The following is a 17128-nucleotide window of genomic DNA, read 5'->3' as shown; positions in this document are numbered from 1 at the left end:
CATTTATAAATTAAACTTTTTAACATTATATTTTTAACATTATATTTTCAACAAAATTATATGAACCTAATTAGCTAAACTTTGTCCACACTTTTTATTATACTATCATTAATTAATTGCTATGTCTAGATACTATGAACATTTATCAGAATTATTGGTTTAGCTTTATTTTTGCTAAAATATAGAGTAAAATGGTATTAAGAATGGTGCTTAGAGGAGGTAGAAATTTGACTAAAAAAATAAATAAAAGAGAAAAAGTAGAAGAATTAGTTGAACTATTTTCTAAACATTATCCTGAACCGGGAACGGCGTTAGAACACAACTCATCTTTTGAGCTTTTAATTGCAACAATCTTATCAGCTCAAACGACAGATGTTCAGGTTAATAAAGTTACTAAAGAGCTTTTTAAAGAGTATAATACTCCTAAAGCGGTGTTAAAGCTTAGTCAAAAAGAGTTAGAAGAAAAAATTAATAGTATCGGTCTTTATAGGAATAAAACTAAATATATTTTAAAGACCTGCCGAATGTTAATTGATGATTTTGGGGGAGAAGTACCATCAACTAGAAAGGAACTGCTTAAATTAGCAGGTGTTGGACGTAAGACTGCTAATGTAGTTTTAGCCAACGCTTTTTATAAGGCTGCTTTTCCGGTGGATACTCATGTATTTAGAGTTTCAGAGCGTCTTGGTTTAAGCAGCGGCAAAAATGTTAACCAGACAGAAAAAGAATTAACTAAATTAATTCCAAAAAAATATTGGATAGATTTCCATCACTGGTTAATTGATCACGGTCGAGCAATATGTAAGGCACAAAATCCAGATTGTAAAAATTGTTTTGCCAGTCATATCTGCAGATATTATCAAAATAATTAATTTGAGGGAGGAAGCAAAATGAAAAAAATATTTGTTTTAGATACAAATGTACTTCTGAATGACCCTCGTGCTATTTATAGTTTTGAGGATAATGATGTTGTTATTCCACTCGCTGTTTTAGAAGAAATTGATAATTTAAAAACCAAAAGCTCTGATTTAGGTTACAATGCTCGTGAAAGTTCCAGGATTTTAGAAGAAATTAGAGAGAGTGGTAATCTTCATGATGGTGTGGAATTAGACTCAGGTGGTACAGTTAAAATTATAATCAATGGTAAATTAGAGCTTCCCCGCGGTTTAAGTTCCAGCAAGATGGATAACCGGATTATTTCTACTGCTATTCATCTAAAAAACGAAATAAAAAAAGAAAATGCAGACCGTAAAGTTATTATGATTTCTGATGATATTAATATGCGTTTAATCTGTGATGCCTATGGCTTAGAGGCTGAAGAGCATAGTTCTAGCCGCCTAAAAGAAGAAGAAATTTATTCAGGTTTTAAAGAAATAATGTGTGGTGCAGATCTAATTAATAAATTTTACGAAGAAGAAAAGATTTCTTTATCGGAGCTTAATCAACTTGATGATTCTCTATATCCGAATGAATTTGTTCAGTTAACAGCAGATGACCGCAATAAAAATACTGCTCTGGCCCGTTTTGATGGTGAAAACCTGGTACCTCTTCGCTATAATAAGAGTCAGCCTGCCAAAATTAGAGCCAGAAATAGAGAACAGCAGATGGCTATGGAGCTGCTGCTTGATGATGAAATAAAATTAGTGACAATGTCTGGTAAAGCAGGGACAGGTAAAACTTTACTGGCACTCGCTGCTGGTCTTGCAAAAGTAGTTGATGAGCAGTCTTTTTCAAAACTGCTTGTAGCCAGACCAATTCAACCAATGGGAAAAGAACTTGGATTTCTGCCGGGAGATGTAGAAGAGAAGATGGGTCCCTGGATGAAACCTATTTTTGATAATTTAGATTTTATAGTCCATCGTAATAAAGATGCAATGTATGCTTATCAAAAATTATTGGATAAAGATTTAATTCAGGTTGAAGCTCTGACCTATATTAGAGGTCGTTCAGTACCTGATCAGTTTATTGTAATAGATGAGGCTCAAAATTTATCTTTACATGAAGTAAAAACAATTGTAACCAGAGCTGGAGAGGGTTCAAAATTAATTTTTACGGGAGACCCCTTCCAGATAGATAATCCTTATTTAAATTTCCATAAAAATGGTTTGAATTATCTGGCTCATAAATTTCATGACCAAAAAATTGCCGGTCATATTATGTTAAAAGAGGGTGAAAGATCAGAGCTGGCTGAAATTGCTAGTAACCTTCTTTAAACTAGGAGTTGTATTTAATGAAAAAAGTTTTTAGATTAATAATTATTTCTGCTCTCCTTTTGGGGATTTTAATTCCAGTTTTTGATTATTTTTATGAAGAAGGAACCAAAAAGACTATAATGCTGGCCCAGGAGAGCAGAGATAGGAACATTGAAGAATTTTTCAAATTAGCAAAAGAAGCTTTTTATGAGGCTAATTATCAATCTGCAGAGTATTATTATCAGCAGATAATTGAACTTGCTCCCTATAATTTAGAAAGCAGGAGAAATTTAGCAGTAGTTTATAGTGATCAAAATAAATTAAGAGAGGAAAATAGAGTTTTACTTGAGACTTCTATTTTAAGTCAAAATAAGCATGATTATTTAAATTTAGCTGTTAATTTCTATGAGTTAAATAATAATCTAGCCTCAAATTATATTTTAGAAACCAAAATTAATAAAAATGATGAAAATAAGCAGCTAAATTCAGAAACTGAATCTGATAATTTTATTTTTCAAAAATATTATTATCTAGTCAAGAATAATTTAGAACTAGAAAATTATGAGAAAGTTCAAAAATATTTAGCAGAACTTAGTGATTTAAATGGGAGTACTTCAGAATTTTATCTGCTTAGGGCTGAATTAAATAAACTTCAAAAAAATTATTCTGCAGCCTTTAATGATTATGAAAGTGCATATCAGGCAAATAGATCCCAGAGTTATCTCTATAAGGACATGGCTCAAATGCTGGAAAAATCAGGTGAAGAAATAAAAGCTTATAATCACTGGCAGCGAGCACTAAATTATGGGTGGTTTGAAGAGCTGGCCTATCAAAAAATTAACTTTTATCAGGAAAAATATCCGAACTTAAAACAAAAAACAGAAGATTTAGATCAGCCTGAAGAAGTTGACCCTTTTGGTTTGGAAGCTTCCTGGCAGGAGCCGCAAAAACTTAAAAATCAGAAAAAAATAGAGATGTTAAGAATAGGGCTGCAGGAAGCTAATGAACACTTACTTTTTCAGTATTCGGATCCCTTTGCTATTATTTATCAGGGAAGAATAATATTTAAAGGTAGGGCTAAAGAAAATTATTTATTGGAGCTTGATAATGAATCAATTTATATCAGCAGTCGTGATCAAAAAATTAAACTTGGTGACTCGAAATTAGAATATCAGCTTTACAGCAGTCAGGAAAACTCTTCATTTTATGTTTATAATATCAACTATGGTCAGGGATATTTCTGGCAGGGAAGTGGTAATAGACAATATAGAGGTAATATGATTATTAAAGGTGAAGGAGATAATTTTACTTTAATAAATCAGGTAGAATTAACTTCATATTTGATTTCTGTAGTTCCTTCTGAAATTTATGCCAGCTGGCCTGAAGAAGCATTGAAAGCTCAGGCAATAGCAGCAAGAAGTTATACCTTAAATAATTTAGGACGCCACAGCAGAGAGGGATATGATCTCTGTTCCAGTGTTCACTGTGCCGCTTATAATGGAATTATAAGTGAGGATCAGCGGACTACTGAAGCTGTATTGGAGACCCAGGGAGAAACTGCAGTTTATGAAGGCCGAATTATTGAGGCGGTTTTCAGCAGCAATAGTGGCGGTTATACTGAGCGCAGTGATCAAATTTGGTCAGCAGACTTACCTTATCTTAGGGGCTCAAATCAGATGAAGGAAGATAACTATGATTTTCCTTTAACTCCTTTAGAACTGCAGCAGTGGCTTTTTTCTGCTCCAGAATCATATTCTAAAGATTATGGCAGCAGTAATTACCGCTGGCAGCTAAAAGTTCCTGCAGAAATAATCGAATACCGCAGTGGTTTAGATAAAATAAAAAGGATCGAAGTTAATCAGCGGGCTCGAGGTGGAACAATAACTTCTTTAACAATTTATGGAGAAGAGTCAGAAAAAAATTACAGTGTATCCCAGATTAGAAGAGTTCTTGGTGGTTTAAAAAGCAGCCGTTTTTATTTTAACAGCCATTATGATAAAGATGGCTATTTAAAAGAACTACTTGTTTTTGGATCAGGCTGGGGCCACAATTTAGGACTTGATCAATCTGCTTCTGCTGGAATGGCTGCAGCTGATTGGGATTATCGGGAGATTATTCAGCATTTTTATCCCGGAGTTGAAATAATTAACTATAATTTACAAAAATAATTTGCTTTTACAGCAGTTATTCCTTATAATTAAAATATCAATAAAATATTATCTTCAGGGTATGGTGAGCTTTTAGCAAATCCTAACCGGTGGTATAGTCCACGAGCTTGAGCTGAACTGGTGAAATTCCAGTACCGACGGTAAAGTCCGGAATAAAGAAGATTAAATTATTTAGAGGCCCTGTTTTTTAAGCAGGGTTAATTTTTTGCCAAAATTGAAGATAATAAATAAATATACGAGGAGACAGAGAATGGATACTAAAAAAATAACTACAACCGCAGTTCTAGCAGCTTTTTCTTTAGTTTTAATGCTGCTGATTCGTTTTCCGATCTTTTTACCATTTTTAATTTATGAACCAGGAGATATTCCGATATTGATAATTGCATTTTTGTTTGGCCCTGGCGCAGCACTGGGAGCAACTTTTATTTTATCAATTTTAATGGCTGTTTTTACAGGTCTTGGAGGTCCGTTTGGAGCTTTTATGCATTTTTTAGCAACCGGTGTATTTGCCGGGTGTGCCGGATATTTTTATCAGCAGCATCATAATAAGCTTGGTGCTATCAAAGGTCTGGTTATTGGTTCAATTGCAATGACTGCTGTAATGGCAGGAGCTAATTTGATTTTAAATCCTATATTTTATGGGATTCCTAGAGAACAGGTTTTACAGATGATGTTACCAGGGATTTTACCCTTTAACTTAACAAAAGCTATTATTAATTCTGTGATTACAGTTTTAATTTATAAAAAACTGTCTAACTTTATGCGTAGTAAATCCCTAATTAAACGGGGAGAACTAAAAGAATAAGTTTGACAAATACCCCAATTTTAAGATAAAATTTTTATGAGAGGAGATGTTTTTTTGCAGATAACATTTTTAGGAACAGGAACCTCTCATGGGGTACCTGTTATTGCCTGTGATTGTGAGGTTTGTCAGTCTGATAATCCAAAAAACAAAAGAATGCGTACTTCCATTCATATTAAAAGTAAAGAATATAATTTATTGATAGATACTCCACCTGAGATGAGGCTGGAACTGATAAATAATAAGATAAAGAATGTTGATGCAGTTTTAATGACTCATGCTCATGCAGATCATATTATGGGCTTTGATGATATAAGGGCTCTTAACTGGTATCAGGGTAAAGAAATGCCTGTTTATGGAGATTTAAAAACCTTAAATCATATTAAAAGGATTTTCCCTTATATTTTTTCAGATAATAATCCAGGTGGAGGAATACCTCAGGTTATTATAAAAGAAGTAGAGAGAGAATTCACATTCAAAGATCTTCAAATTAAAGCTGTTCCAATCTATCATGGAGATAACCAAATTTTAGCTTATCGGATCAATAATTTTGCCTATTTAACTGACTGCAGCTATATTCCTGATAGTTCATTAAAACTTTTAGAGGGAATTGAGTATGCTGCTGTAGATGCGCTTAGATTTGAAGACCATCCAACTCATATGTCTGTTGATCAGGCTGTCGAATTAATTGATAAATTATCTTTAAAACATGGATATTTAACTCATCTGTCACATAGATTAGACCACGAGCAATTAGATGATTATTTGCCGGACCATGTAAGTCCTGCTTATGATGGTTTGGTTATAAATGTCTGATCAAAAAATTTAAAATAACGTAATATAAATTAACTAACATAAATTAATTACAATAAGGTGATCGAATTGAATATTGTACTTGTTGAGCCAGAAATACCACAAAATACCGGTAATATAGCTAGAACCTGTGCTGTTACTAATTCTAAACTGCACTTAGTCAGGCCCTTAGGTTTTTCGACTTCAGACAAATATTTAAAAAGAGCAGGTCTTGATTACTGGGACAAATTAGATATCAGTTATTATGATAATTTAGATCATTTTTTTGAAAAGAATAAAGAAGGGCGCTTTTTTTATGCAACCACAAAAGCTCCAGCAGCTTATTCAGATTTTGAGTATCAAGAAAATGATTATTTTTTATTTGGAAAAGAAACTGCTGGTTTGCCGGAAGATTTATTAGAATCAAATTTAGAACACTGTATCAGGATTCCGATGCTGGACAAATTGAGGTCCCTCAATCTCTCTAATTCAGTTTCCATTATAATTTATGAAGCCCTGAGGCAGAATAATTTTATAAATTTAAACAAAAAAGGAAAATATAAAGAGGAGATTTAACTTTTATCTAGAAATATATATTGTAGAAGAAATTGGAAGAAAGGAGGGGAGATATGGGAAAAAATAACTTTCTAACTACGATAATAATTTTATTAGTTTTTCTTTTGTCAATAACTATTACAGTTTCTGCTTTTCAGGTCAAACTGAATGATCGCGGAAGAGATGTAATGGAAATTCAAAAATATTTAAAAACTCTTGGATATAATGCAGCACCTGATGGGATTTTTGGCCGAAGTACTGAAAATGCAATTAAGGATTTTCAAAGAAGCCAGAATTTATCGGTTGATGGAATAGCTGGTGATAATACCCGCCAGTTATTGAAAAAAATGATTTCTGAGAAAGTATCTTATGAACTATACTTAGTAGATAATGGAGATACTCTGTCAGGAATTGCGAGGTCAAAGGATTCTAGTGTGAAAGAAATTATGGAATTTAATAATCTTAGTTCTGTTAAGATTAAGCCAGGACAGGATTTAAAAATACCAAGAGATAAAATAATAAAAACTGTTTCAAATAATAAGAGCACAGCTGGTTCTGCAGCTTCAAAAGCAGAAAATGCTCAGGTATATTACACAGTTCGTCGCGGAGACACCTTATCTTCAATAGCAGCCCGCAGAAACTTACCTGTTGAAGAAATAATGAATGCTAATAATCTAAATTCAGATTTTATTAAGGCAGGACAGGAACTGGTGCTTCCGATAATTGATTCCAAGGCTGTTAAAAATAATAGTTCAGCTAAAATAAAAGAAGCTAATTCATCTTCTAAACAGATTGTACATCAGGTTCAGCGAGGAGACGCTTTAAGCAGCATCGCTCGGCTGTATGGGACTAATGTAGATGCAATTAGACGGGCAAATAATTTAAGTGGAGATCGAATTTTTGCCGGTGATAAGTTAATTATTACTGATTATCAGAGAGGCCCGGTTTCTTTGGAACGAGGCTCTTTGATCTGGCCTGTTAACGGAAGGATCACTTCTAATTTTGGCTGGAGAGTTCATCCAATTAAAAAGACAAGATTATTTCATAATGGTTTGGATATTGCTGTACCATCAGGTACTCGTGTAAAAGCAGCAGCAGGAGGAAAAGTTGTACATAGCGGCTGGATGAACGGATTTGGATATACAGTTATTATTGATCATGGTCGGGGTATAGAAACTCTTTATGCACATAACTCAAAGGTAAGTGTTGCTAAAGGTTCAATGGTTAATAAGGGACAAGTGGTAGCTTTATCAGGAAATACAGGTTTAAGCACAGGGCCCCACCTTCATTTTGGAGTTTTACAAAATGAAAAGCCGCTGAATCCTAAAAATTATTTACCTTAGTTTAATAATGTGACACTGCAGTTTGAGATGATTTAAATTTTAAGGTGGGCAGCTCTATTTGTTGTCTGCCTTTTATTTTTTCTAAATTTTACTTTATATTAAACTTTTTTGTACTTTTTTCTTGACAACCACCTGGTTTATTGATATTATAAAAAGCGTCGCAAGAGAAATGGGCCATTAGCTCAGTTGGCAGAGCACCTGACTTTTAATCAGGTTGTCGGAGGTTCGAATCCTCCATGGCTCACCATTCATAGCGCGGGGTAGAGCAGTCTGGTAGCTCGTCAGGCTCATAACCTGGAGGTCATCGGTTCGAATCCGGTCCCCGCAACCATTTTTAATTAATTACATATTAGGTGGAATAGCTCAGTCGGTAGAGCAGTGGATTGAAAATCCACGTGTCGACAGTTCAATTCTGTCTTCCACCACCATTTTTTTAGAATATTAAAGCCAGGCATTATGCCTGGCTTCTTTTTTTGCATATATAATTTTTAACTAAATAATGAACTCTTTTTTAATTTCGCTTTACTTAAAAATAGTATCAGCAGATTCTAATAGTTCTGCTGGAATTTCTAAACCAATTTCTTCAGTCGATTTTTGATTAATATAAAGCTTTAATTCTTTCGAAGATTCAACAGGCATTTTCGCAGGGTCACTACCATTAAGAATCCTGGCTGCCATAGATCCAGTCTGTCTGCCTAACTGATAATAATCAATTCCTAAAGTGGCAACTGCACCCTGCTCAACTGAGTTATTTTCAGAAGCAAATACTGGAATCTTTCTATTATGTGCTATTTGAAGTACAGTTGGCATTGCAGAAACGATAATATTATCAGTTGGCACATAAATTGCATCTACATTATCTACCAATGAAGAAACTGCCAGACTAACTTCACTGCTGTTGCTAACTGTTGCTTCTTCCAGATTAACTCCCATTTCCTTGGCTTTTTCTTTAGCTAATTTAACCTGAACAGTTGAATTCACCTCACCTGGATTATATAAAATACCTATATCTTTTACCTCAGGTAAAAAATTTCTTATTAATTCTAACTGTTTTGCCACCGGATTCATATCTGTTGTTCCGGTAATATTAGCTCCTGGCTTTTCCATGCTTTTAACAATACCAGCTTCTACAGGATCAGTAACAGCTGTAATTAATACCGGCGTATTTTTTAAAACATTTGCTGCTGTTTGAGCGGATGGTGTTGCAATTGCTAAAACTAAATCAACCTTATTTTGATTAAATCTTTGGGCAATCGTCTGAGCAGTGGCAAAATCAGCCTGAGCATTCTGCAAATCTATTTCAATATTTTCACCATCAACAAAACCTTCTTCTGCCAGCTGATCAATAAAACCCTCTCTGGCCAAATCTAAAGATGGATGCTCAACAAACTGTGAAATTCCTATCTCATATTCCTGGGCTGCTAAATTCATTGAAAATGAAGATATTAATAGAACAATTAAAACTAATAAATAGCTTTTCTTTAAAATATTTTTCATACTTTTTTCTACTCCCTTCTTTTTGAAAAATCAAATTATTTAAATCAATTATATAATTAATAGCTTCAGCTTGTCAATTTTTAACTTTTTGAAATTAAGAAGATCAGATTTTAAAATAAGTCGTGTTGATTAATAAGATTTTAAAATATCAGCTTTAAATATCAGCTTAAATTATATATAATAATGAAAGAAAGATTAAAAATTAAATTGAGGTGTTATAAATGTCAAAAAATCCAGAAATAACAATAATAATGGAAAGTGGGAATCAAATCAAATTAGAACTCTACCCAGAAAAAGCTGAAAATACAGTTAAAAATTTTATTCAGCTGGCTGAAGATGGGTATTATGATGGTCTTATTTTTCATCGAGTAATAAAAGGTTTTATGATTCAAGGTGGCTGTCCTGATGGCACAGGAATGGGTAATCCCGGTTATTCAATTAAAGGTGAATTTTCTGCTAATGGTTATGATAATGATTTAAAACACAGACGTGGAGTTATTTCGATGGCCCGCAGTCAGAGCCCTAATTCTGCAGGTTCACAGTTCTTTATTATGCACAAAGATTCTCCTCACTTAGATGGCCAATATGCAGCTTTTGGTGAGGTTGTTGAAGGTATGGAAACTGTTGATCAAATAGCTGAAGTAGAAACAGGCGCTAGAGATATGCCGAAAGAAGAACAGGTAATGAAATCTGTCGAGGTAGAAACTTTTGGTGTAGAATATAAGTCTCCAGAAAAGCTTTAAAATGTATTAAAATTAAAAATTATATATAATAAAAATTGGCTGGCAGATAATTCTGTCAGCCTTTCTTAAATATTTTTGTTTTTTGTTTCTTAATTGTATATAATAAAAATAGGTGACTAAATTTCAGATTATTTAATTAATTTTAAATATTTAAATATATATAGAATAAAAGTAAGTTAAGGAGATGGACAATGAAATATTTAAAAAAATATCTTTATTTAGTTCTGCTAATTTTATTTTTTATAATATTTACAATTTCAATACAGGCCGAGGAGTTTATAACCTTAGGTGTCACTTCCAAAAAAATTGCTTTATCAAAATTAGAAAGTTGGCAGTCTATCCTGGATGAAGTGTCTAAAAGAAGTGGAATAGATATTGAATTGGTAGTTGCAAAAGATCATCAAACATTAATAGATTTAATGAGAAACAAAAAAATTGATTTAGGTTATTTTTCTCCAGTCTTTTATGTAAAAGCACGTAATGAATTAAACTGTAAGCCAATAGTCTTAGAAAAAAGGCTGGGTAGTCCCTATTATCGAGGAGGTTTTATTGTACATAAAAATTCTAAAATTAAAAATTTAACTGATTTAAAAGGTAAAAAACTAGCCCTCACAGCTAAAAGAGATTCTACTTCAGGCTATTATTTACCAATAGCTATTTTAAATAGAAATAACATAAATTATAAAGATGACTTAAATGTTGTATACACAGGCAAACATATTAATGTTTTAAAAAGTGTAAGTTATGGATTAGTTGATGCAGGAGCAATAAAGTTATTCATTTTAGAAGATGAGCTTAATAAAGAACATAGTTCACAAATTAGAATTATTGCTAAATCTTCTTATCTACCAACATCTTCTATTACAGCCAGAGAAGATATAAAAAAAGATATAATAAATAAACTCAGAAAAGCTTTTTTAAGTCTTGATACTGATCAGGAAGGTTTAAAAGCAATGCAAAAATCTGGTTTTGATGGTTTTGCTGTTAGTAATGATCAAATGTATGACATTGTTAGAGAATATTTAGTAGATTATTCAAAATAATTATTAGTTATAATAGAACTTCATAGAACTTCAGCTGAATGAAGTTTTAAAAATAAGGATGATTAATTTTGTCATTAAAAAAAAGATTGATTACTTATACAATGTTAATATTTTTAATAATTATGATTTTAGTAGCCTATGTATTAATTGTTCAGCAAAAGGACATATTTCAGGAGGAAATTGAGAGAAGAGGTGTACTTTTAGCAAGGACTTTAGCAGAAATTAGTAAAGAAGCACTGCTGGTGCATGAATTTAGCACTCTTTCTAAAAATGTGACTTCTTTTAATAGCGAACAAGATGTTGTTGAAGCGAAAATAATAAATAATAATGGTAGAATTTTAGCAGCATTAAATAGAGATTTAGAGGGAAAATTTATTGAAAATAGTTTTGAAGAAAAGCAGAGTTATTTAGATGATGATAAGTTAATAACTAGCAAAGATATTATTATAGATGGGGAGGTGATCGGCAGGACAATAATTACACTTTCTCAACAAACTCTAAAGGATAAGATAAATTATTCGATTAGAATGATGATTATTATTTTAGCAGCAGCTTTTTTGCTGCTGGCATTTATAATTCATATTACTGCTGATTATATTTTAAAACCAATTACTAATTTAGCTAAAATAGTTCGCAAAATTCCAGAAAGTGATTTTAATATTTCTAAATTAAAGTCTAAAAACCCTCCTCTGGAATTAAAAGAACTTTATAATTCTGTAATCTGGATGTATGAAGAAATGCTGATCATCAGGAAAAGTTTAATTGAAAAAACACAGCTGGCTACTCTTGGTAAAATGTCAGCTTATCTAGCACATGAAATACGTAACCCTTTAGAAGCCATTTCTGGAGCTGTCGAAGTAATAAAATTAAAAAAAGAATTAAATTCTCAAAATGGGTTTTTGAAAATAATAAATGAAGAAATTGATACATTAAATAATTTTTTAGATGAATTTTTAAATTTTGCCAGGATTAAATCATATAAATTTAAAAAAATTGATATAATAAATCTTCTAAATGATATATCCAAATTATTAGAGGCAATGACTGATAATAATAATATAACTTTAATTAAAGAATTTAACACTAAACATAAGTATATTAAAGGTGATATTAATAAAATGAAAAGTGTTTTTACCAATATTATTTTAAATTCTATTGAAGCAATTAAAAAATCTGGTTATATTAAAATAAAAGTTGACGATAATGAAAATTATATTTTGATTAATATTGAAGATAATGGCTGCGGAATCAAAAACGAAGATCTTGATAAAATTTTTAACCCATTTTTTACAACGAAAAAAAGTGGTAGTGGTATAGGTTTAAGTATCTCAAAAGAAATTATTGAAAAACACAAAGGAAAGATTGAAGCGAATACTGATAATAATACAGTTTTTAAAATTAAATTACCTATTTATAAGGATGATAGCAATAATGAAAAAGATACTAATAGTTGATGACAAAGAAAATATATCTAAGGTTCTAAAAGCAATATTGGAAGCTGAAAATTATATAGTTGATTATGCAAATGATGTAGATGAGGCAATTAGAAAAGCAAAAAGCTTGAATGCGGATCTAATTATATCGGATATAAGAATGCCAAAAATGAGTGGAATTGAGTTTTATGAAACAATGTTAAAAAAGAATATTAAAAGTAAATTTATTTTTATGACTGCTTATGGCAGTATTCCGATGGCTGTTAAAGCAATGAAATTAGGTGCATCAGAATTTTTAACTAAACCCTTGGATTATGATGAGTTAAAAATCAAGATTCGAAATTTAATTGGGCAATGTAAAATTGATGAAAAAGATGAAATAAGGAAAAAATATAAGAGAATAATTGGGGAAAGTAAAGCAGTTTATAATTTGCTAGAAACAATTAATATGGCAGCCGATTATAGTTCGACGGTTTTAATTCAGGGTGAAAGCGGGTCTGGAAAAGAATTAGTAGCAAAAGCTTTACACTATCAGAGTCAGCGCCGAGAAAATAAATTTGTTGCAGTAAATTGTGCAGCACTTAATCACAATATTATCGAATCTGAGTTATTTGGACACAAAAAAGGTTCATTTACAGGGGCTATTAAAGATAAAAAAGGAAAGTTCGAATTGGCAGATCAAGGGACTATAATGTTAGATGAAATTACTGAAATTAGCCTTGATACTCAATCTAAACTACTGCGGGTATTACAGGAGAAAAAATTTGAAAGAGTTGGTGAAAATATAAGTAGAGATATCGATGTGAGAGTAATTGCAACTACTAATCGAGATATTAAGAAAATGGTCAGAGAAAATGAGTTTAGGAGTGATCTTTTTTATCGCTTAAATGTTATTCCCATAAATGTTCCTCCTCTTAGAGAAAGAAAATCAGATACTAAGATTTTAATAGATCATTTTATTAAAAAAATATCGGACCGAGAAGGGGTTGCTCGAAAAAGTATTTCTGATAAGGCTGTTGATTTATTAAAAAAATATAACTGGCCTGGAAATATTAGAGAGTTAGAAAATTTAACAGAAAGGTTAATTGTTACTTCTAAAAATAAGGAGATTACTGTTCAAGATTTGCCCCCGGAAATTATAGAAAAAGTTAATTTTGATCAAAATAAATTAAGTGAAAAAGAAAAAATTATTAATTCTTTAACAAAAAGCAGTGGTAATAAAACTAAAGCAGCTCAAATTTTAGGGATTTCTAGAAAGACTTTATATAACTGGATTAAAAAGTATAAAGATGACAAAGAAGTTGCAGACTTAGTTGAGTAATTACACAACAAAAATGTGAAGATTACTAAGAATACACAAAATAAAGAATATTATAATATTTAAACCAGTAAAGACTCTTTTTTAAGGAAAGTTTTTACTGGTATTTTTATTTAAAAATAAAAATAAAGCATTAAATATAAAAAGATTGATATAAATTTCAATAAATTATTTTCTTAAATAAGATTTATTATTGATAATTTTCAAAAAATATATTTTTTATTTTAATTTATTAAATATTACTTTTCTGGTATGAAAATTGCATTAAATATAGGTGGCATGCCTGGTTATTAATTATTTTAGCTTTGGGGGTGAATAAGAAAAGGGTATTTTAATAAAAAATTAATTTATTTATTGGTTATTTATTTGTTAATGAAAAATATTAAATCATATTAGGGGGATATTAAATGTTTAAAAAAATTAGAAAAAGAAAAATTTATTCTAGAATGATTATGACTGTTTTAATTGCAATGCTTTTAGCTGGTAGTGTTTTAGCTGCTGGAACTGAAGCAGAAAATCCAAAATATATTTTTTTTCTTATTGGTGATGGTATGTCCAGTTCTCAGGCAACATTAGCAGAATACTATAATCAATTTGAAAATTTAGAAGAAGTTAATCATGATTATGAAGAGTATGGAGAGAGCTTTATTGATCTTAAAGCAGAAGAACATAGTGACAGATTAATGATGCATAGATTGGATCATGCAGGTTCAACACGAACTACGGGATCATTTACTTTAGTACCTGGTTCTGCTCAAACTGCAACAGCATTAGCGACTGGTGTTAAGACTGATAGAGATACTATTGCTTTGGACCTTAATGATAAGCCGCTTAAGTCTGTTTTAATAGCAGCCAAAGATAAAGGTATGGCTACAGGCTTAGTTTCAACTGCTAGAATCACTCATGCTACACCTGCTTCTTTTGGGTCTAATGTGCCTGATCGAGGAATGGAGAATGAGATAGCAGTACAGTATTTAGAAAATGAAATTGATTATCTTGTTGGTGGTGGAGCAAGACATTTTTTACCAGGTAATAATGATAACTCTAAGCGTGAAGATAACAGAAATCTATTTGAAGAATTTGCAGATAAAGGTTATCAAGTATTTGAATCTAGTGATCAAACAGCAGCATTTAGAGATTATACTCCACAGGCTGGAGATCAAGTCATTTATACACCAACTATGAGTCATGTTTCTTACGAAATTGATAGAGACAATAAATTAGTTCCAAGTATTGCAGAAATGACAGCAAAAGGAATAGAATTATTAAAACAGGATAATGAAGGATTCTTTATGATGATTGAGGGTGGAAGAATTGACCATGCAGCTCACGATAATGATGTTGCTACAACCATCCATGATACTTTAGCCTTTGATGATGCTGTTAAAACAGCTTATAAGTTTTATCTAGAACATCCAAATGAAACTTTAATAATTGTTGCTGGTGACCATGAAACTGGTGGTCTTGGTTTAAACAGCAGTGAAGGTATGGAATATGATTACTTTATGGATCTAGCACCTATTCGCGAGGTAAAAGCTTCTATTGAGGAAGGCTTTGAGTACACAGGTGATAGAGAACAATTATATACTGATTTAAAAGAAGATTTTGGAATAGCAGAATTAACTGAGAGAGAAAAAGAACTTTTAGAAAATGCTATGGATCTTCAGGATGCAAAAGGTCGCGGAGCAGACGTTGATGAAATTAACGGTTATTGGCCACAGGCAACCTGGATAAGCCCAGTACAGTCAACTATAGCTCACATTACTTCAAGAAGATCTAGAATTGGATGGACTTCTTCTGCTCACACCGGACAAATTATTCCTATTAGAACCCATGGTGTTGGTGCAGCTAGATATACTGGCTCAATGGATAATACTGATGTAGCTAAAATCACTGCAGAACTATTAGAAGTAGAACTTAATTAGAAGAGATATATAAATTAATCTTTGATTGATTGGTGGGGAATTTTTCCTCACCTTTCTTTAAATTTTAGTGTGGGGAGTGTGGGGGAATAAATATGAAGGGCAAAAAAATTAAAGCAATTATTCTAATAATTATTATTACGGCATCACTTTTATTTTTGTTTTATAATTTAAGTTTTCAAAATGATACCAGAGAACTTAGAGCTGTAGTAAAAAAAGTTGATGATAGTGAGATCAGTGGTTCGGGAGTTCAAAAATTTGGGCGACAAATAGTAAGAGTTGAAATAAAAGAGGGTAAATACAAAGGAAAAATTATTAATGCTTCCAATCATTTAATTGGAAATTTGGGCTGGGATTATCGGTTTAATGAAGGAGATGAAATTTTAGTTGCAATTTCAGAAACAGAAAATAATGAGATTAGAGCTGCAGTTGCTTTAGATGTTTATAGACAGGGCTGGATTTTAATATTAATTGCACTTTTTATTATATTATTAATACTTTATGCTCGGTATATAGGATTAAAAGCTCTGTTTTCTTTTATAGGAAGTATATTTGTTATTTGGAAGATATTAATTCCCGGATTACTAAAAGGTTTAGATCCATTGATTTTTACATCTTTTGTGCTTCTAATTTTATCTGCTTTAATCTTATTTTCTATTGCTGGTTTTACTAAAAAGGGTTTTGCTTCATTTTTTGGTACTAGCTCAAGTCTTTTAATAACTATTGCTTTAACAATCTTTTTTGGAAATAAACTTGCACTTGATGGGATGTCTTCTCCTTATGTAGGAGAGATGATGGCTGCGGGTTATTTTAATTTAAATATAAGAGAAATATTTTATGCAGCTGTAGTCATTGGGGCCTCTGGAGCGGCAATGGATATTGCTATGGATATGGCTACAACTATTAAAGAATTAAAAGAACAGCGACCTGATATGGAAATGAAAGATTTGATCAAATCTGGTTTTAATGTAGGAAGTGATGTAATTGGAACTATGACTACAACTCTGCTTTTGGCTTATGCAGGTGGATATTTAACACTAATAATGGCTTTTATGACTAGAACAGCAACTCTAAGAAGAATTTTTAATTTGAGAATTATTGTTTCAGAAATATTAAGAACTCTTGTTGGTAGTATTGGCCTAATAATAGTGGCACCAATTACTACGATTTTTGCCGCCTGGCTTTACAGCAAAAAATTTAAATTAGAAAAAAATAAAGATTAATTTTAAAATTTCAAATCAAAAAACCCCCAAGAAACCTGCGCTACCAGGCAAAACTTGGGGGTGAATTATCTGATTAAATTTAAATGGTGCCGAAGGT

The 17128-nt window shown here is 31.6% G+C and carries 14 protein-coding genes, 3 tRNA genes and 1 riboswitch; of the genes, 16 read left to right on the top strand and 1 reads right to left on the bottom strand.

All coding sequences use genetic code 11. The annotated features are described in order from the left end of the window. The first annotated feature begins 227 nt into the window (after positions 1 to 227). The 10 genes from nth (at position 228) to C7954_RS00305 (ending at position 8280) form a co-directional block, all read left to right on the top strand. Positions 228 to 872 (top strand): endonuclease III, encoded by a 645-nt coding sequence (gene nth / locus C7954_RS00350; RefSeq protein WP_133618061.1) that lies wholly within the window; start codon positions 228 to 230, stop codon positions 870 to 872. Positions 873 to 890: 18 nt separating this feature from the next. After that, positions 891 to 2213, top strand: a complete 1323-nt coding sequence (locus C7954_RS00345; protein ID WP_073156012.1) for a PhoH family protein — start codon at positions 891 to 893, stop codon at positions 2211 to 2213. Positions 2214 to 2230: 17 nt separating this feature from the next. After that, a complete protein-coding gene (locus C7954_RS00340; protein ID WP_073156010.1) occupies positions 2231 to 4360 on the top strand; it encodes a SpoIID/LytB domain-containing protein in 2130 nt (709 codons plus the stop codon). 46 nt (positions 4361 to 4406) lie between these two features. Further along, positions 4407 to 4527, top strand: a riboswitch (FMN riboswitch). Between the two features lie 83 nt (positions 4528 to 4610). After that, entirely contained in the window at positions 4611 to 5165 is a 555-nt protein-coding gene (locus tag C7954_RS00335) for an ECF transporter S component (protein WP_089716452.1), read from the top strand. A gap of 54 nt (positions 5166 to 5219) precedes the next feature. Beyond that, positions 5220 to 5978 carry an MBL fold metallo-hydrolase gene (locus C7954_RS00330; protein WP_073156004.1) on the top strand — a complete coding sequence of 253 codons (759 nt, stop codon included), beginning with the start codon at positions 5220 to 5222 and terminating at the stop codon, positions 5976 to 5978. Between the two features lie 66 nt (positions 5979 to 6044). Further along, positions 6045 to 6530, top strand: coding sequence for a tRNA (uridine(34)/cytosine(34)/5-carboxymethylaminomethyluridine(34)-2'-O)-methyltransferase TrmL (gene trmL / locus C7954_RS00325; protein ID WP_218970463.1), 486 nt, complete (start codon positions 6045 to 6047; stop codon positions 6528 to 6530). Positions 6531 to 6583: 53 nt separating this feature from the next. Beyond that, entirely contained in the window at positions 6584 to 7852 is a 1269-nt protein-coding gene (locus C7954_RS00320) for a LysM peptidoglycan-binding domain-containing protein (RefSeq protein ID WP_089655652.1), read from the top strand. Between the two features lie 171 nt (positions 7853 to 8023). Next, positions 8024 to 8099 (top strand) — tRNA-Lys (locus tag C7954_RS00315). A 7-nt stretch (positions 8100 to 8106) separates the two neighbouring features. Next, positions 8107 to 8183, top strand: a tRNA-Met gene (locus tag C7954_RS00310). Between the two features lie 21 nt (positions 8184 to 8204). Then, a tRNA-Phe gene (locus C7954_RS00305) sits at positions 8205 to 8280 on the top strand. A gap of 94 nt (positions 8281 to 8374) precedes the next feature. On the opposite strand, the gene C7954_RS00300 is transcribed toward C7954_RS00305, so the two are convergent. Further along, a complete protein-coding gene (locus C7954_RS00300; RefSeq protein WP_089722678.1) occupies positions 8375 to 9349 on the bottom strand; it encodes an ABC transporter substrate-binding protein in 975 nt (324 codons plus the stop codon). Between the two features lie 221 nt (positions 9350 to 9570). Between C7954_RS00300 and C7954_RS00295 the strand changes: the two genes are divergently transcribed. The 6 genes from C7954_RS00295 (at position 9571) to C7954_RS00270 (ending at position 17031) form a co-directional block, all read left to right on the top strand. Further along, complete coding sequence (locus C7954_RS00295; protein WP_134058388.1) at positions 9571 to 10092, top strand: peptidylprolyl isomerase; 522 nt, start codon at positions 9571 to 9573, stop codon at positions 10090 to 10092. Positions 10093 to 10283: 191 nt separating this feature from the next. After that, on the top strand, positions 10284 to 11135 hold the full coding sequence (locus tag C7954_RS00290; RefSeq protein WP_073155992.1) for a phosphate/phosphite/phosphonate ABC transporter substrate-binding protein: 852 nt from the start codon (positions 10284 to 10286) through the stop codon (positions 11133 to 11135). A gap of 68 nt (positions 11136 to 11203) precedes the next feature. Further along, complete coding sequence (locus C7954_RS00285; RefSeq protein ID WP_073155989.1) at positions 11204 to 12589, top strand: sensor histidine kinase; 1386 nt, start codon at positions 11204 to 11206, stop codon at positions 12587 to 12589. Then, complete coding sequence (locus tag C7954_RS00280) at positions 12567 to 13889, top strand: sigma-54-dependent transcriptional regulator (protein ID WP_134058385.1); 1323 nt, start codon at positions 12567 to 12569, stop codon at positions 13887 to 13889. Before C7954_RS00285 ends, C7954_RS00280 begins: the two co-directional genes overlap by 23 nt. A gap of 404 nt (positions 13890 to 14293) precedes the next feature. Beyond that, on the top strand, positions 14294 to 15811 hold the full coding sequence (locus C7954_RS00275; protein WP_081374478.1) for an alkaline phosphatase: 1518 nt from the start codon (positions 14294 to 14296) through the stop codon (positions 15809 to 15811). Between the two features lie 92 nt (positions 15812 to 15903). After that, the gene (locus C7954_RS00270; protein ID WP_073155984.1) at positions 15904 to 17031 is read left to right on the top strand and encodes a YibE/F family protein; all 1128 of its coding nucleotides are present in this window, start codon (positions 15904 to 15906) and stop codon (positions 17029 to 17031) included. Positions 17032 to 17128: the final 97 nt, after the last annotated feature.

Origin of the sequence: Halanaerobium congolense (assembly GCF_004366375.1) — a bacterium.
GTDB classification, from domain to species: domain Bacteria; phylum Bacillota; class Halanaerobiia; order Halanaerobiales; family Halanaerobiaceae; genus Halanaerobium; species Halanaerobium congolense.
This window is presented reverse-complemented; position numbering and strand designations above follow the sequence as displayed.